Raw genomic sequence first — 17,171 nt, forward strand, 5'->3', positions numbered from 1 at the left:
CAGCTTAGGACGCGAAAACCGCGAGGAACAGGCAAAGGAAGGCGATGACAACCACGCACCATGTGGTGGCCTTGATGAAGCCGTTGAAGGTTTTTTCCTGGACGGTGATGTCCATTTCGCCGTGCTTGTGGTCAGCCATGTGTCTAAGAATCCCAATTCGCGTGTTTTCCAGTTGGATAATCGAAAAGAGTCAGGCTGTCACCACGTCATTCGCGCGCAGGTGCACGATGCCATTTGCGCGCAGGGCATGACGTCACTCGCTTGCAGGGGTGCGTTCTCCGAACACGGAACATCCCGGATATCCAAATCCCCAGCGCCAGGGCAAACCGCTGCACGGGCCGCCGCCAAAGCGGACGGCACCGTACATGGCATCTGCGGTCAGTGCATGGACGTTTCGGATCTGATCAGGGGTCATCTCATAGCGCTCTGCGTATTCCTCGGCATGGCTGTTGCCATGGGCCTTGACGCAGGCCCGCAAGGTTTGATCCGCAGAAAGCCGCGCGTCAAAGCTGTCTTCGGCGCGCAGGGCCCCGCCTGCGTTGTGATAGGCGCGGTCATGGATGATGCAACATTCCTCCCAAGGGGGATGCGCTTGATACAGCTCACCGATCTGCGGGAAGGTGTCTGCCACCCAGCGCCAACTGGCCGACAACCCGCCCGAGCATCCGTCCGTTTCAAACGGTGTCAGAGGATCCGTTCCCCGCTGCGCGATCAAGGCCCGGTGGGCAGGCATTTCGACGCTGCGCATCAGGTCCTGCGCGACGGCAGGCCCCGACAGGCAGATCAGAAACAGCGCCAGCTTATGGGCTGTCATCGCGCATCGCCTCGGTATCGACCTGCATTCCGAAACTTGTGGCCAGCCACAGCAGCAACCGCTCTGCCGGTCCCATCTCGGCACGAACGCGCAAAACCTCGCGCGCCATGGCCGGGCGGTCGGTGATCAGCCCGTCCACCCCCATCGAGGCCATGGCAGACATTTGCAGCGGGTCATTCACCGTCCAGACATAAATGTCCTTGCCCGCATCCTGAACGGATCGGATCAGCCCAGGCGACACCGTGGCCGCGTTCACGGCAACAAAATCCCCCTCTAACCCGGACAGATCACCCACGGCGGTCGCGGCCAGAACGCCCGCCCGCCAGTCGGGCCGGATCGCCTTCATCTTCTGCACAGCCGGGTATTTCAGCGACATGGTGGCAATGTCGTCCTGCATTCCCAACTCTTCGACCAAAGCGGCCACACGGTTCTCCAGATCAATATCGTGACCGTAGTATTTCAGCTCGATAATGACCTTGGATCTGCCCTTTGTGGCCTCCAAAACCTCTCGCAGCGTTGGGGTACGCTGATCGGCATATTCGGGGCCAAACCAGCTGCCGATATCGATCTGGGCCACATCCTCCATCGTGGCGTCCCAAACCTTCAGATTGACCCCGGCCAGTTTCATGAAATCACTGTCATGGGCGACGATCACCACATCATCCGCCGTTTCCTGTACGTCGATCTCAACCCAGTCCGCGCCGTCCTCGATGGCTTTCAGGACCGAGGCCATGGTGTTTTCAGGCCGCAACGCCGCCGCCCCGCGGTGGCCGATCACCTCGGCCCGGTCCGGGGCCTGCACCCGTTCCAGCAGGTTTTGACCAAACCAAATGCCTGCCAGCACGGCGACCAAGGCCAGACCAACGGCGGTGAACAGCGGCACCCCCAGACGCCCCGGTTCGGGATGCGGCAGGTCGGCTGTCTGCAGTTCAAAGAACCGGTCCAGCAAAACCGCCAAAGCGCCCAGTGCCGTGGCCGCCAGCACCAACCCGGCCAAGGCCCAAAGCCCTGCAATGACCAGGCTGTAGATCAAGGCCAGTCGCAGATGAGCGCTGCCCTGCAATGGCACCAGTGCAAACAGGAGGCCCGCAACCCACGCAATCACTGCAGCAATGACAAGGCGCGTGGCCAGCCATAGCACCAGCGACAGTTTCAGACGGCCCCGATTACCCTCCATCCGCGATGCGCTGATATTGAACACATGCGCCGGGTGAACGTTTTCAAACAACACCAGATGCAGCGAAAGCGCCCAGGCCGATAGCCTGCGGATCAGGACCCAAGCCATCACAAGCATCAGCGCCCCGATCAGCAGCACGGCAACCCAGAAGGCGGGCGGGTGGAAGGTCAGGTAGTAGTTGATGTCATATTCGGTCAGACACCACCACGCGATCAGGCCGGAAATGGCCAGAAAGGGCAGCGCCAGAATCAACACACGCAGGATAAAGCGCGCTGCAAAGTTGAACAGCGCGGGCAGGCGCGACAGAACCAGGCGGATCGAAGAGCTGCCTGCGCGCCACGGATCGGGTTCGCCCATGCGAAGCGAACCCGCCATGACCGCAAAGACAAAAACCTCGGCCATCAGAAACAGGCTCAGCACCACAAGTGCCGCGATGAACCCGGCGGGGGACAGAATGAAGGCAGCGATGTCCTGATCCGTCAGGGCCGTTTGATTGGATAGGGACACCGCCAGATTGACCGCCGCCGCCACGCCCGGTGCAATCAGCGCAATCAGCAACAGGCGGACGGCAAGGTAGACGGGCACGAAGACACGCCGCCGCCGCCAGGCGGCACCATAGGCATGTGTAACGGCTGAGAAATCTGACACTTGCGCGGCCTCCTGAACGGTTTACTCATTCAAGGCTGCGAAAGCGTGAATTGCAAGTCAGCTTTCTTCCAGATCTGCGGCCAGACGGAATCCGATGCGGTTGGCGGGCTTGTCCTCGACCGATTTCGGCAAGGCGCGCAGCATCACGTTCAACTGACTGACATGCTGCACCAACTGAGTGCGTGCGCCCGACCCGTCCGAGCCGTAGAAGGTGATGATGTCGGGGTCGAAATACCCCATCCCTTCAATCCGCATGACACCGGCATCACCGCCGGTGAAGCCCATCGCCACCTCCTGATCGCCATCCAGAGTCTTCTCGAAGTTCTGGATGTAAAGGATCAGACGTTCGTATGCCCATTGGGCCGGGCTTTTGGTCTCGACCGGTTGTTGCAAGGGTTCCGGCAGGGTTTTCGAGCCGGATTCGGCCTCGGGGTTGGCGTGGACCTCGTAGCAGCGTGGGAGGGCCGCCGCTTCGGCAGCTTCGGCTGAGGTTTCGATCTCGTCCTGCATTCTTTACCCTTTGCGTTGGTAGACCCAGGCACCGTCTGCGCGGCGCGTCCGGGTGACAGCTCCAATGTGGTAAAGATGGTTCATATGTGCAACCGCTTCGACCAGAGCCAGGCCATATTCCCCCTCGCCGATCGACCGTTTGAACAGGGGCGCAAAACACTCGGCGGCGGCTTTGGGTTCGGTCAGGTCTTTCAACAAGCGCTTAAGCGCACTGTGATGGTTGTCGATCAACTGTCGCATCCGCAGCGGCAGGCCAGTGAACGGCAGTTTATGGCCGCCCAGAACAAGATGTTCGGGCCGCGCCAGGGTTGCCAGCCGTTCACACGCCTCCAGCCAGCCCGAGATCGGGTCGGCCATGGGCTCGGTCGCGTAGACACCCAGATTGGGACTGATCGAGCTGAGGATCTGATCGCCGCTGAGAACCAGATCGTCGTCGCGGCTCCAGAGCGTGACATGTTCCGGCGCGTGGCCGTTGCCCATATGCACGTCCCAGTCCCGCCCGCCCATGCGGAACACGTCGCCCTGCTGGATACGGGTGAACCCAAGCGGCATGGGATAGACGCTGTCGGCAAAGTTAAAGGGGCGGTCGGCTTTGCGTTTGTCCAGAACCTCGGCCGCCATTCCGGCGCTTTGGTAGAAATCCAGCGTTTCCTGCGGCCAGCTTTCCTGCACGTCCAGCGTCAGCATGCGCGCGAACAGCCATGCGGTGCGGCTGGTCACCAGTTCAGCGCCGTGTTCGGACTGAAACCAGCCCGCGTTGCCGATGTGATCGGGGTGATGATGCGTAGCCACAACCCGGTGGACGGGTTTGCCGCCCAGCGGGCCGGACATCAGCTCCTGCCAGATCGCGCGGGTTTTCCGCGACGACATCCCGGTGTCGACGATGGTCCAGCCGTCACCGTCATCCAGCGCATAGACATTCACATGGTCCAGCGCCATCGGCAGCGGCAGGCGGATCCACAGCACACCTTCGGCAATCCGCGTGGCCTCGCCGGGTGCGGGCGGCTCGGGCCAGGGGTAGCGGATGGCCGGAGAGTGCAGGTCGTCCATCATGCCGACAGATCATCCGCGCTAAGGGCAAACAGGTCCGCCGACCCGTTCTGCGCTTGCGCCAGCAGGCCGGTATATTCGGGCAGCAGCGCTTTGATGTAATAGCGCGCCAGCTTGCCACGCGCGCCCTCTGGGTCCGCCAGGGCGGCTTTCAGATGGAAATGCCCGCCCAGAACCCGCGCGAAGGCGTGCAGATAAGCCAGCGCCCCGGCAAAGCGGTCATTCATGTTGCCCTGTGACACCATCCATTCGGTTGCTTCGCGCAGGGATTCGGTCGCCTCCCACACGGGCCCTGCAAGATCGGGCACCGTGGCGCGGGCCTGTTCGGCGTGATCTTCGATCTCGTCCAGCAGGCGCGAAGCCGCCTCGCCCCCGTCCATCATCTTGCGGGCGACAAGGTCCATCGCCTGAATACCGTTGGTGCCTTCGTAGATCGCGGTGACGCGGACATCGCGGTAGAACTGAGCCGCCCCGGTTTCCTCGATCACGCCCATGCCGCCATGCACCTGAATGCCGGTTTCGGACACGCGCATCCCGGTGCGGGACCCGAACGCCTTGGAGATCGGGGTCAGCAATGCAGCGCGGGCCACCCAATCAGCGTCGCCGGTCGCCTCGGCCATGTCGATGGCGGCAGCATTGGCCAGCATGATCGCACGGGCCGCAAAGGTATCGGCGCGCATATCGGCGACCATTCGGCGCACGTCGGCGTGGTCAATGATTGTCCCTGAAGGAGTTTTGCCCTGCTTGCGATCCTGCGCGTAGGCCAGCGCGTGCTGATAGGCGGCTTCGGCCACACCGATGCCCTGCCCACCCACGCCCAGCCGCGCGTTGTTCATCATGGTGAACATGGCTGCCATGCCACCATGTTCCTGCCCTACCAGCCAACCGGTTGCGCCGTCATACTGCATCACACAGGTGGGCGAGCCATGCAGACCCAGCTTATGCTCGATCGAAACAACCTTCAGATCATTGCGCGCACCCGGATTGCCATCGGCATCCGGGATGAACTTTGGCACCAGGAACAGCGAAATCCCCTTTGTGCCCGGCACCCCATCCGGCAAGCGTGCCAGCACCAGATGACAGATATTTTCGGCAAAGTCGTTGTCACCCCATGAGATAAAGATCTTCTGCCCCGAGATCGCATAGGTTCCATCGCCGTTGGGTTCGGCCTTCGATGTCAGCGACCCAACATCCGAGCCTGCCTGCGGTTCCGTCAGGTTCATCGTGCCCGACCATGCACCGGTCATCAGCTTGGGCAGATACAGCGCCTTGAGCGCGTCACTGGCATGGTGCTGCAGGGCTTCGATCTGCCCCTGGCTCATCAGCGGGGCCACCTGCAGTGACAGGCAGGCCGCGCTCATCATCTCGTTCACGGCGGTGGTGACGGTCATCGGCAGGCCCATACCGCCATGCTCGGGGTCGCCGCTGATCCCGATCCAGCCGCCCTCGGCAATCGCGGCCCAGCCATCCGCATAGCCGGGCGGGCTGTGCAGCACACCATCCTCCAACCGTGCCGGTTTCAGATCGCCGGTGGCGTTCAGTGGGGCCAGAACCTCTTCGCACATCTTGCCCGCCTCGGACAGGATCGCGCTGACGACGTCGGGGCTGGCATCGGCAAACCTTTCGGTCGCCGCAATCTGATCGAATTCGACCACATTTTGAAACAGGAACTCGTAGTCTGAAATCGGTGCGCGGTATGTCATGTTGTCCCTCGGGGGCTGTCTGACCGGTATTGCGCAGGCGGGCTTGGAATTCCGGCCCGGCACCGGTATGCATCAAGGCTTGGGTGCATTACCTACCTGTCCTTATGTTGCAAGCAACCAAAACGCGGCGTCACCAGACATGATCCCCACAACTCTCGATCTGACAGCAGACCCAGACGGCATCGCGCGCGCGGCTGACCTGCTGCGTCAGGGCCTGCTGGTCGCCTTTGCAACCGAGACGGTCTATGGCCTTGGCGGCGATGCCCGCAACGGAGAGGCCGTGGCCGCGATTTACGAGGCCAAGGGCCGCCCCAGCTTTAACCCGCTGATCGCCCATGTCGCTTCGGCCGAGGCTGCGCGGCGGTTTGTCGAATGGTCGGATCACGCCGAAACCCTGGCCAATGCCTTTTGGCCCGGCCCGCTGACACTGGTTCTGCCTTTGCGCGACGGGCACGGGATTTCTTCACTGGTCACGGCGGGGCTGGACACGCTGGCGGTGCGGGTGCCCGCGCATCAAACCGCCCGCGATCTGCTGACCGCCTTTGACGGGCCGGTCGCGGCCCCGTCGGCGAACCCCTCAGGTCAAATCAGCCCGACGACTGCCCAGCATGTGCGTGCAGGCCTTGGAGGCCGGATCGCAGCCATTCTGGATGATGGCCCTTGTGGCGTGGGTCTGGAATCCACAATCGTGGGGCTGGCCGGAGAGCCGACCTTGCTGCGCCCCGGAGGTGTGGCGCTGGAAGCGGTAGAGACCGCCCTCAACACCCGCCTGCACCTGCACCAATCCGGCGACCTGCTGACCGCGCCCGGGCAATTGCAGTCACATTATGCCCCGGATGCGCCCGTGCGCCTGAACGCGCAGAGCAGGCAAGGCGATGAGGTTCTTTTGGGCTTTGGCCCTGTCGATTGCGATCTGAACCTGTCTGAAGCCGGAAACTTGCCCGAGGCCGCCGCCAACCTGTTTGCGGCACTGCACAGCTTGAATGAAACGGGCCGGCCGATTGCCGTGTCTCCGATCCCGGACCATGATCTTGGGGCTGCGATCAATGACCGCCTGCGCCGGGCCGCGGCCCCACGCGACAGCTGATCAGGCGCGGCCCGCGCTGGCCGACAGGGTCAGGGGATCGACGCCCAGCGTGGCCAAGGCGGCCTCCCACTTTTCGTCGTCGGGCACATCAAACACGAGTTTCGAGCTCGCCTCGGTCGTCAGCCAGCCATTCATTGCGATCTCATCTTCCAATTGCCCCGGCCCCCAGCCGGAATAGCCCAGTGCGAGCACAGAATTCAGCGGCCCCCGGCCCGAGGCCAGATCCTCCAGCACATCCAGCGTCGCGGTCATGCTGAAATCATCCGAGATTTGCATGGAATGCAGGTTGGCCTCGTAATCTGCGCTGTGCAGGACAAAGCCGCGCGACATCTCGACCGGGCCACCGAAATGCACAAGCCGCTCGCCCACAATCGGGATACTGCAGGCGATGTTCAACTGCCCCAGCAGGGCCTTGATCCGCAGGTCCGAGGGTTTGTTCACGATCAGACCCATCGCGCCATCGTCGCCATGACTGCACATATAGACAACCGAGTGGTCGAATCGCGGATCGCCCATGCCGGGCATCGCAATCAACAGTTTTCCGGTCAGGTCCATTGGGTGGCTTCTCTTTTTCAACTCAGCTTCACAATGACCCTGCGGCGCAGGGATTGGCAAGTCGGCAGCGGGGTTTTCCGCAGATTTCAGTCAGGTGACCCGAACGTGACTTGGATTTTCGTGCCGCACCGCGCATGTATAGGCAATGAACACGCTGATGAAATCCCTTGCCGCCACCATCGCGGCCTGTTTTTGCATGATCTTTCCGGCCACCGCGCAGGGGCTGGACGGAGTTGTCAGGCTGGACATTCTGGATGGTGGCCGCACCGCCAATGGGACCTATATGGGGGCCTTGCGCCTGACTTTGAAGGACGGGTGGAAGACCTATTGGCGCGCACCGGGCGATGCGGGCATTCCGCCGCAATTCGACTGGAACGGGTCGCGCAACGTGGGCGATGTGTCAATCACATGGCCCGCGCCCGATGTGTTTGACCAGAACGGCCTGCAATCTATCGGATACGAGGATCAACTGGTTCTGCCGGTCGAGATCACGCCGAAGAACCCGGCCAAGCCCGTGCGTCTGCGCGGTGAGATGGATTTGGGCGTCTGCAAGGATGTCTGCATCCCCGAACGGCTGGATTTCGACCACACGCTGGATGCCGAAGCGGGCCGCAACCCTGCCATCGCCGCAGCACTGGCCCAGCGCCCGTTTTCCGCGCGTGAGGCCAACGTATCCGCTGCGCGGTGTAGTTTGACCCCAACGGCGGACGGCATGCAGATCGAAGCGCGCGTCACCATGCCTTCGGCGGGTGGGCAAGAGATTGCGGTGATAGAACCCGGCAATCCGGTGCTGTGGGCTTCGCAGCCCAAAACCGTCCGGCAAGGTGGCACGCTGATCGCAACTGCCGAGGTTATCAATGCCTCTGGCGCGCCTTTTGCGCTGGACCGGTCCGAGATTCGGATCACGGTATTGGGCGCAAACCACGCCGTGGACATTCAGGGCTGCACCGCTGGGTGATCGCATGACCCAAACCCCGAAGATCGGCGCGCTGGCGGTTGTGCTGCATCAGGACCAGGTGCTGCTGGTGCAACGCAGCAAACAGCCTGACCGGGGATTATGGGGCTTTCCCGGCGGTCATCTGGAATGGGGCGAAACCGTTTTGGAGGCCGCGCAACGAGAGCTATTCGAGGAAACCTCGGTCACTGCGCAGCCAACGCATTATCTGGACAATCTGGACATGCTGCGGCGGGATGAAACGGGCCTTGTGATTTCCCACTACCTTTTGGTCGGCGTGGCCTGCCGCTATCAATCCGGCGCGCCGGTCGCAGGCGATGATGCACTGGATGCGCGCTGGTTTCCGATTGAGCAAATACGGCAGGGCGATCTGCCGATGAGCGCACGGGTTTCCCAACTTCTGGAATATGCTCTGCGCGAAGGCTAAGGGCCAACACGATCTTTCAGCCGCGCATATAGCATCCCAGAGGCTACAAAGCTGAGCACGACAATCGGGATCGCCCCAACCAGAAACGCGCCCAGCCCCATGTTCAAAACGGCCACCCCTTCATCACCCGGATAAAGGGCGGACAGGGCACCAACCGGCGCGCCTGTCAACGCGGGCCAGACCATTGTCACAGCAAACCAGAACAATAGCGCCGCGCCCGTGGCGGCAACTGCCCCCTGCATCACCCGATCCGGGGCGCGGACAGCGCGGCGCATGGCCGTCATCGGACGCGATACGTCGTTCAGGATCGCCAGCAGGGCCGGAACCAGCACCAAAACCAGCAACATTCCAAAACCCAACCCGTAGACCAGAGTGATCACCGTGGGCTTCAGGAACTGCGCCTGCTGAGAGCCTTCGTACAGCAAAGGCGTCAGCCCCAGCACCGTCGTCAGGGTCGTCAGCATCACCGGACGCAACCGGTCCGCTGTTCCTTCGACGATGGACGGCACCAATCCGCGTTCCTGCTGGTGGCCATCGATGGTGGTCACCAGCACAATCGAGTCGTTGATGATGATCCCGGTCATGCCCAGCAGACCCACAACCGTGAACATGCTCAGCGGTACGTCCCAGATGTAGTGCCCCCAGATCGCGCCCACCAAGCCAAACGGGATGATTGCCATCACCACCAAGGGCCGCGACCAGCTGGCAAAGACCCAGGCCAGTACCAGATAGATCCCGGTCAGACACAGGATCAGGCCTGTGCGCGCCTCGGACAGGAACTCATCCTCTTGTTCGCTAAGGCCCGCCATACGCCATTCGACCTGCCGTTCGGCGGCGATATTGGGCAGAATCTCTTCGTTCAGCGCGCGTTCGATCTCGGCCGCGCGGGTCGGATCGTCCTCGGATATGTCGCCATTGACCGAAATCACCCGCAGCCCGTTTTCACGCCGTACGGTCGAGAAGCCCGATTTCCGCTCGACCGAGACGATATCGGCCAGCGGTACATACACCCCATCCGGCGTGCGCATCAGCGTGCGTTCAAGGAAATCGGCGGTCAGTTCGCCCTCGGGCAGTTCCACCCGGATCTCAGCACTGCGGGGACCATCGGGGAAGGTTGCGGCCTCGATCCCGTTCAACCGGTTGCGCAATACACGTCCCAGGGTTTCGATCCGGAAGCCCAGCGCCTGACCTTGCGCAGTCAGGTCCAGAATGAATTCTTCCTTGTCATAAGCCAGATTATCCTCAAGCGCCGAGACCTCGGGGAATTTCGACAATTCGGTCTGCAGATCCTCTGACGCCGCCTTGAGCGTATTCACGTCCGAGCCGTAAAACTGCACATCGATGGCATCACCGCCGGGGCCGGATCGCCAGCCGCGGAAACTGATCAATTCGACCTTGGGGTGGCGGGGCACGAATTCCTGCAACTCGCCCACAAACTCAAAGCTCGAATAGGGGCGCAGGTCGGCGTCGATCAGTTCGATCGAAATACCACCCAGCAAATCGTCGTCCTTGCCCTCGGCGGCGGACAGACCAAACCCGGCACTGCCGCCAACCTCGGCCAGAACATAGTCGATGGGGTTGCGGCCATGGCGTTCCTCGTAAATCTGTCCCAGCTCATCGGTGGCCTGCTGCAACTGGCGCATCATTTCCAGCGTATCGGCGCGGGTGGCGCCTTCGGCCATGATGAAGTTGCCGGTAACCGAGCCACGCTCGGGCGCGTTGAAGAACCGCCAGTTCACGTCCCCCCGGATGAACAGGGCAATCTGGCTGGCCAGAATCACAATCATCAGGGCGACGACCACATACCGGGCCCAGATGACCCAGGCGATGAAGGGCCGGAACAGATGATCCCGCACCCAGCGGAACCCCCGGTTTACGACCCGGTTGGGCAGGTCGTACCAATGTTCCTTGGCCGAATGCGCGATGGCATGGGCCATGTGGTTGGGCAGGATCAGGAAGCATTCGATCAATGAGGCCGCCAGAACGGCGATCACGGTAAAGGGAATATCTCGGATCAACTCTCCGAACCGACCACCCACAAGGGTCAGGCCGAAAAAGGCGATTACCGTGGTGATCGTGGCCGCAAAGACCGGCATGGCCATGCGTCGGGCGGCGCGTTCAGCGGCAACCATGGGCGGCTCACCCAATCGGCGGGCACGGAAATCGGCGTGTTCGCCCACCACAATCGCGTCATCGACGACAATCCCCAGCGTGATAATCAGGCCGAACAAGGACACCATATTCAGCGACAAACCGCCCAGATACATCAGGGCAATCGCAGCCGACATCGCGACCGGGATGCCTGCCGCCACCCAAAAGGCGATCCGGGCGTTGAGGAACAAAAACAGCAGGCAGACGACCAACCCAAGCCCGACAAGGCCGTTGTCGATCAGAATATCCAGCCGGTCCGTGATCGCCTGCGCGCGGGTGCGGATCAGTTCAACCGTGACACCTTCGGGCAGGCTGGCCTGCATTTCGGCGACCACATCTTCGACCGAATGCTGGATACCGATGGCGTCACCCAAATTCGAGCGATCCACCCGGATGGACATGGCCGGGTTGTCGCCCACAAAGTAGCTGCGGTTGCGGTTGACCCCTTCGACCCGGATCGTCGCCACATCACCCACGAGCAGTTTGGACCCATCCGCAAAATTGCGCAGCGTGATGCCTTCGATCTCTTCCGGTGTGCGTTTCTCGGCCCCCGTCCGAATGCGGGCATTGGCCCCGCTGACATCGCCGGCGGGGCTGGCATTGACCTCGGCCGCGATGGCCGTCGCGATATCGGCCAGAGCGATATCGTTGGCGATCAGCTGAGCGGTCGGCACCTCGACCACAACGCGCGGAGCCGCCAGCCCCCGGATCGTGGTGCGGGTGACGCCGACCGCAAACAGCCGGTTTATCAACTCATCGGTAAACTTCGCCAACTGGTCAGGCGCGACCGGACCCGTGACAACCACATCCGTAACGCGATCCCGCCACGCGCCGCGCCGGATTGAGGGTTCTTCGGCGTCCACCGGCAGGTTGGTGACGCTGTCCACGGCGGTGCGGACTTCTTCGATGGCGCGGGCCATGTCCCAGTTGGGCTCGAACTCCAACCGGATGCTGGCCGAGCCTTCGCGTGAGGTGGCCATTGTGCTGGTGACGCCTTCAACCGCCAGCAACTCGGGTTCCAGCAGTTGAACGATACCATTGTCGACATCCTCGGGGCCTGCACCGTCCCATTCAACCGCCACATCGACCCGTTCCAGAATGACATCCGGAAAAAACTGCGCGCGCATGTTCGGGATCGCTGCGGCCCCCAAGACCAGCATGACCAGCAGAAGCAGATTGGCGACCGTCCGGTGTCGGGTGAAATAACTCAGGATGCCACCGGCCGCGCTTGGGATCTCGCGCATCATGGCGCTTAGCCCCCGGCCCGGTTTTCAATACGCCGGACAAGCGAGGCAGGGACCTGCGCCGCCTCCAACTGACCCAGCATGCGCGATTTGACGTCCTGCGGCATGCCTTCGCTGGCTTCCACCTGCGCCATGAGTTGCGCGCGCTGCGTGTCCGTCAGTTCGACCATATCCGCGTCGGCATTTGCCTCCACCCGCAAGGGGCGGACGCGGACGCCCGAGCCGAGCAGCGGCGTCCGGCCAATCACGACCTCGCGGCCTTCCAGGCCTTCGCCGCGCAACAGCACCTCATCGCCTTGCCGCCGGATCAACTGCACCGGCAGCGCCTCTAACCGGTCATCTGCGCCCAGAACCAGAACCGTTCCAGCCGCATCCAGAACCGAGGATGGCAAACGCACCACCGCATCCAAAGGTTGTTCCTGCACGGTCACGGTCACGAAATCCCCCGGCTTGAAGCCCGAGACGGTGTCCAGCCGGGCAAAGATCAAACGTCCGGTCTGCCCTTCCCCGGCTGATCCGCTATCCCGGCTGATCCGGCCCTGAGCGGTCAGGTCAGTCCCTGTAACCTCAAGCGAGACAGTCACCGGCGCGTCGATCAGTGCGCCCGTGTCATCCAGCAACCGCACGAACTGCGCCGTCGAGACCCTGAACGCCACTTCCAGAGCATTTGGGTCCACCAGCTCGGCCAGCTTTTCATTGGCCGACACCAATCGCCCCTCGACCAAAGTGACATCGGTCAGCGTACCGCCAAACCGGGCGCGGATGGTCATATCGTCCAGATCGCGTTCTGCTGCTTCCAGCGCAATCCGTGCCCGCGCAAACAGCGTGGTTGCCTGATCCACGCGCGACTCGGCCTGCGCCAAGGCAATGCGGCGCGCCAGAACCGATTGCTGGGCGGCTGCAGCGGACAATTCAGCCTCTTCCACGCTGGCCGTGGCCCCCACACCGCGGGATTCCAGATCGCGTTGCCGTTGCAGGGCGCGGTCTCGCAGGTCCGCCTGGGCCTCTGCCGATTTCAACTCATCCTGTGCCAGCAGCAGCGAGCGTTCGGCATCGCGTTCCTCGAACTGGGCATCCAGCAAATCCGATTTGGCGCGATCCAAGGCAGATTGCGCATCTGCCGGGTCCAGCTCAACCAGAACCTCGCCTGCTGTGACGGTGCCTCCGTCCTCAAAATCATCTGCCAGAGCAACCACGCGCCCGCCCAGCGCCGCGCGCAATTCCAGCCTGCGGCGGCTTTGCACCTCACCAAACGCTTCCAGATAGGGGGTGACGGTCTCAAGCTCGGCCTGTCGGACGGTTACCGCAAAAACCCGCTCGCGCGCCTGAGGTTGTTCGTTCTCGCGCGTCAGTACGTCCTGCACCGCGCCAGAGATGATTTGCGCGGCCACAAACAGCAAAGCCAGCGTCAGCGACGCCAGAAAGACACCGACAAGACTTTGCCTTAGAAAACGCATTCTCACTTACCCCGGGTTGCAATGGGCTGCCTTGTGCAAAATGTAGCCGGACCGCCAAATATGCCAAGCCACAAAGCGGTTATAAGGTCTTGAACGTAGGACCAGTCTACTTCCGTCGCAGATGTTCGTCCAATCGGGGCATTATTTCCACGAAATTGCAGGGGCGGTGGCGGTAATCGAGTTGTTTCTCCAAAATCCCGTCCCACGCATCCTTGCAGGCTCCGGGGCTGCCGGGCAGGGCAAACAGATAGGTTCCCCCGGCGACCCCGCCAGTGGCGCGGGACTGCACGGCCGAGGTGCCGATTTTCTCCATCGAGATGATGGTGAAGACAGTACCGAAGGCCTCGATCTCTTTTTCATAAACATCGCGATGTGCCTCGACCGTCACATCCCGCCCGGTCAGTCCGGTGCCGCCGGTCGAGATCACGACGTCGATTTCAGGGTCGCCGATCCACAGCCGCAGCTGCGCGGCTATTTCGGCGCGTTCGTCCTGGATGATCTTACGATCAGCCAGCACATGCCCTGCCCGTTCGATCCGGTCCACCAATGTCTGGCCCGAGCGGTCTTCGTCCAGCGAACGGGTGTCCGACACGGTCAACACCGCAATGCGGACCGGGATAAACTCCATATTTTCATCGATGCGCGACATGCAGCGTCAGGCCCTTTCCATGATTGCCAGCCGGGCCGCCAAAGTGATGAATATCCCTCCGGTGACCCAACCCATGATGCGCGAGGCGCGCGGGTTCGAAATCAGAAGCTTGCCCGCTCCTCCGGCGAACACGCCGACCAGCCCGTTCACCACAAACCCGCCCAGCGCGATGATGACGCCAAAGATCAGGAACTGCGCAAGGATCGACCCCGAGTTGGGATCAACGAATTGCGGGATGAAGGCCAGAACAAACAGGATCACCTTCGGGTTGGTCAGGTTCACCACCAAACCATCGCGGAAGGCCATGCGGGTCGGCCTGACCGACCCCTCTGCCGAGACCGCACCGTTCCGGATCGCGCCCCATGCCAGATACAGCAGATAGGCAACGCCCATCCAGCGGATGACATCGAACAGCCACGGCATTGAAGACACCAATGCCCCAAGACCCAGCCCGGCCAGCAGCACATGCACCATCAGCCCCAGCGAGACCCCTGCACTGGCCACAAGCGCCGGTTTTGCGCCCGAACGCAGCCCCTGCCCGAAACAGAACATCATATCCGCGCCGGGCGTAAAATTCAGAACCATGGCCGCCGGGACAAAAGCCAGCAGCGTGACGGTGTCGATCATGAGGGTACCTCGAACCAGTTTGCCTTGGGTCCCAAATTGGCGATCTGCGACCGCCCCAGTGTGCCGCGATAGCCCCAGCTGTCGTGGATATGGCCGCAAAACACCAGCCCAGGCTGTAGTCTTTCCACCGCATCGCGCACCGAAACCGAGCCGACCGAGATGCCCTGCGACGTGGTATCGCCATAGCCTTTGGGCGGCGAATGCACGATCAGCACATCCGCGCCGTCGCAGCGATCCAGCAATTCAGTTGCTTCGGCCTCGGTCAGGTCGCAGGACCAGTCGCCAAAGGGCGTCACCGGCACGCCATAGCCCAGACCGAACAGGCGCACCCCATCGACGGTCATGCCAGTACCGTGCAGCACATGCACGCCTTCGGGGGCGGCATCGATCAACTCACCCGCGCTTTCGGCATTGCCGGGAACCAGAACCAATGGTGCCGATATGCCCGAGAGCATCTGCATCGCTTCATCCAACCGCTGCCGCATATTGCAATAGTCCCCGGCCCCGATCACCAGATCAGCCTCGGCACTGGCCGCAACCAGCTCGGCCGCGCGGTTGCGCGCCATATGCAGGTCCGAGAAGGCCAGAATCCGCATCACCCTGCCCCCAGCCGTGCTTTCAACTCCAGCAGATCAGCCCAGGCCTGCCGTTTCATCTGCGGCTGGCGCAGCAGATAGGCCGGGTGGAACATCGGGATCACCGGCAGGTCCAGCGCCTGATCCCAATTGCCGCGCAGCCGCGTGATGCCGCGTTTGCCCAGCACCGCCTGACAGCTGATATTGCCCATCACCACCAACACTTCGGGCTTGGCCAGCGCCACATGGCGTTCCAGAAACGACTTCATCATGCCGATCTCTTCCGGCTTGGGATCCCGGTTTTGCGGCGGCCGCCAGGGCAGCACATTGGTGATATAGACGTTCTCGCGCCGATCCAGATCAATCGCCGCCAGCATCCGATCCAGCAATTGCCCTGCGCGACCGACAAAAGGCTTACCCTCGCGATCTTCATCCCGGCCCGGAGCCTCGCCGATGATCATCACCCGCGCGCCGGGCGTACCATCGGCAAACACCAACTGGCGCGCACCGCGTTTCAACTCGCAATGGTCGAACGCCTCCATCGCTGCGCGTAGCTGATCCAGAGAGCCTGCATTCTGCGCAGCGGATTTCGCAATCGCGACCGGATCGACCTGCTTGGGCGTGACCGGGGCCGCCTGCGAAGTGGCGGGTTTCTTGGCCTTGGGGGCGGTATCGGGCAACGCGTAACGGTCCACCGGCGCGTCCCCGATAGCCTCGGTCACGCCCAGTTCGATCTGCCAATCCAGCAATGCCCGCGCGGTATGATAGTCCAAGCCCGATTCCATGCCTTTCAATCTAACCAGCTTTTGACTGAGGGAAAGCGAATAGACCTTGTCACGGCGCAGGGTCGCACCGACCATGACGCCAACCATGTTGTCGATCCTGCGATTCCTTTTGATTTCCTTTCTTTTGGTCCCCCTCAGCGGTCCGGCCGATGCGCAGTTATTCGACCGTGGCACGCAATGCCGGGGCGGACAGTTTCAATGTGGCAGCCGGTGCTGCTCGGCCGGGCAAAGATGCAGCTTTGACGGGCACTGCATCCCATTGGGCGGGACCTATTGCGGTGGTGGTCGGTCCTGCGGCCCGTTTGAACGCTGTGTTCCGGGCAGCACCCGCTGTGCGCCAAAGGCCGCAAACGCCTGTAATTCAAGCCTGGATTGCCCAAGCGGCAGCCGTTGCAACGGGCGCGGAGAGTGCGAGACGATCCAGCCCGATCTCCATCTGAACCTGCCGCAACCCTGCGCCGACGGCCGGATTTGTGCGCGCGGGTCGTTCTGCCTGCCGCAGGGCGGATGTTCCCGCGCCGGATGGTTTTTATGCGAAAAAACCGGGTCGCAATGCCGCCCGGGCTTCAAATGCTCGAAAAATCAGGGCTGTGTCCCGGTCAAGGCGGTCGATTGCGGCTATGGCAAATGGTGCAAACCCGGTGAACGGTGCCTGCCCGAAGGCGGATGCGAGATATTGCCCGACGGGTCTGATCCGTAGGTTGCCTTGGCCCGCGGGGCTTTCTATAAGCGGTCCGATTGTCAGACAGGAGCCCGC

At 62.2% G+C, this 17,171-nt stretch carries 17 protein-coding genes; 4 read left to right on the forward strand and 13 right to left on the reverse strand.

The genetic code is table 11. From position 1 onward, the window contains the following. Positions 1 to 4: 4 nt before the first annotated feature. The 6 genes from ACR0LW_RS08745 to ACR0LW_RS08770 form a co-directional block, all read right to left on the reverse strand. Positions 5 to 139, reverse strand: coding sequence for an aa3-type cytochrome c oxidase subunit IV (locus ACR0LW_RS08745; RefSeq protein ID WP_170453178.1), 135 nt, complete (start codon positions 137 to 139; stop codon positions 5 to 7). A 114-nt stretch (positions 140 to 253) separates the two neighbouring features. Then, positions 254 to 814, reverse strand: a complete 561-nt coding sequence (locus ACR0LW_RS08750; protein ID WP_480585600.1) for a hypothetical protein — start codon at positions 812 to 814, stop codon at positions 254 to 256. Further along, positions 801 to 2,639, reverse strand: coding sequence for a glycerophosphodiester phosphodiesterase family protein (locus ACR0LW_RS08755; RefSeq protein WP_480882289.1), 1,839 nt, complete (start codon positions 2,637 to 2,639; stop codon positions 801 to 803). The genes ACR0LW_RS08750 and ACR0LW_RS08755 overlap by 14 nt, the downstream gene beginning before the upstream one ends. A gap of 57 nt (positions 2,640 to 2,696) precedes the next feature. After that, entirely contained in the window at positions 2,697 to 3,149 is a 453-nt protein-coding gene (locus ACR0LW_RS08760) for a DUF6173 family protein (protein ID WP_480882291.1), read from the reverse strand. Between the two features lie 3 nt (positions 3,150 to 3,152). Then, positions 3,153 to 4,199 carry an MBL fold metallo-hydrolase gene (locus ACR0LW_RS08765; protein WP_480882292.1) on the reverse strand — a complete coding sequence of 349 codons (1,047 nt, stop codon included), beginning with the start codon at positions 4,197 to 4,199 and terminating at the stop codon, positions 3,153 to 3,155. Next, positions 4,199 to 5,902: an acyl-CoA dehydrogenase gene (locus tag ACR0LW_RS08770; protein ID WP_170633353.1), complete on the reverse strand. Its 1,704-nt coding sequence runs from the start codon at positions 5,900 to 5,902 to the stop codon at positions 4,199 to 4,201. Before ACR0LW_RS08770 ends, ACR0LW_RS08765 begins: the two co-directional genes overlap by 1 nt. A gap of 139 nt (positions 5,903 to 6,041) precedes the next feature. Between ACR0LW_RS08770 and ACR0LW_RS08775 the strand changes: the two genes are divergently transcribed. Beyond that, the gene (locus tag ACR0LW_RS08775) at positions 6,042 to 6,989 is read left to right on the forward strand and encodes an L-threonylcarbamoyladenylate synthase (protein WP_480882294.1); all 948 of its coding nucleotides are present in this window, start codon (positions 6,042 to 6,044) and stop codon (positions 6,987 to 6,989) included. Here ACR0LW_RS08775 and ACR0LW_RS08780 read toward each other — a convergent pair whose 3' ends face one another. Further along, positions 6,990 to 7,544 carry a YqgE/AlgH family protein gene (locus ACR0LW_RS08780; RefSeq protein WP_170453185.1) on the reverse strand — a complete coding sequence of 185 codons (555 nt, stop codon included), beginning with the start codon at positions 7,542 to 7,544 and terminating at the stop codon, positions 6,990 to 6,992. It abuts the gene before it with no gap. Positions 7,545 to 7,689: 145 nt separating this feature from the next. On the opposite strand from ACR0LW_RS08780, the gene ACR0LW_RS08785 reads away from it, so the two are divergent. Next, a complete protein-coding gene (locus ACR0LW_RS08785) occupies positions 7,690 to 8,502 on the forward strand; it encodes a protein-disulfide reductase DsbD domain-containing protein (RefSeq protein ID WP_170453186.1) in 813 nt (270 codons plus the stop codon). 4 nt (positions 8,503 to 8,506) lie between these two features. Next, on the forward strand, positions 8,507 to 8,926 hold the full coding sequence (locus ACR0LW_RS08790) for an NUDIX hydrolase (RefSeq protein ID WP_480585580.1): 420 nt from the start codon (positions 8,507 to 8,509) through the stop codon (positions 8,924 to 8,926). Here ACR0LW_RS08790 and ACR0LW_RS08795 read toward each other — a convergent pair. The 6 genes from ACR0LW_RS08795 to ACR0LW_RS08820 form a co-directional block, all read right to left on the reverse strand. Continuing rightward, positions 8,923 to 12,324 (reverse strand): efflux RND transporter permease subunit, encoded by a 3,402-nt coding sequence (locus ACR0LW_RS08795; RefSeq protein ID WP_480882295.1) that lies wholly within the window; start codon positions 12,322 to 12,324, stop codon positions 8,923 to 8,925. The two genes, ACR0LW_RS08790 and ACR0LW_RS08795, sit on opposite strands and share 4 nt — an antisense overlap. A gap of 5 nt (positions 12,325 to 12,329) precedes the next feature. Beyond that, entirely contained in the window at positions 12,330 to 13,778 is a 1,449-nt protein-coding gene (locus ACR0LW_RS08800; protein WP_480882296.1) for an efflux RND transporter periplasmic adaptor subunit, read from the reverse strand. A 106-nt stretch (positions 13,779 to 13,884) separates the two neighbouring features. After that, complete coding sequence (gene moaB, locus ACR0LW_RS08805) at positions 13,885 to 14,427, reverse strand: molybdenum cofactor biosynthesis protein B (RefSeq protein ID WP_170522142.1); 543 nt, start codon at positions 14,425 to 14,427, stop codon at positions 13,885 to 13,887. A 6-nt stretch (positions 14,428 to 14,433) separates the two neighbouring features. Next, positions 14,434 to 15,054 (reverse strand): LysE family translocator, encoded by a 621-nt coding sequence (locus ACR0LW_RS08810; RefSeq protein ID WP_480882297.1) that lies wholly within the window; start codon positions 15,052 to 15,054, stop codon positions 14,434 to 14,436. After that, entirely contained in the window at positions 15,051 to 15,650 is a 600-nt protein-coding gene (locus ACR0LW_RS08815; protein WP_480882299.1) for a metallophosphoesterase family protein, read from the reverse strand. Before ACR0LW_RS08815 ends, ACR0LW_RS08810 begins: the two co-directional genes overlap by 4 nt. Beyond that, positions 15,650 to 16,414: a uracil-DNA glycosylase gene (locus tag ACR0LW_RS08820; protein ID WP_480882420.1), complete on the reverse strand. Its 765-nt coding sequence runs from the start codon at positions 16,412 to 16,414 to the stop codon at positions 15,650 to 15,652. The genes ACR0LW_RS08815 and ACR0LW_RS08820 overlap by 1 nt, the downstream gene beginning before the upstream one ends. Before the next feature lie 73 nt (positions 16,415 to 16,487). Here ACR0LW_RS08820 and ACR0LW_RS08825 point away from each other — a divergent pair, with 73 nt between their 5' ends. Next, a complete protein-coding gene (locus ACR0LW_RS08825; protein ID WP_480882300.1) occupies positions 16,488 to 17,114 on the forward strand; it encodes a scavenger receptor class F, member 2 in 627 nt (208 codons plus the stop codon). Positions 17,115 to 17,171 lie beyond the last annotated feature (57 nt).

This window comes from Ruegeria sp. N4, assembly GCF_056531425.1.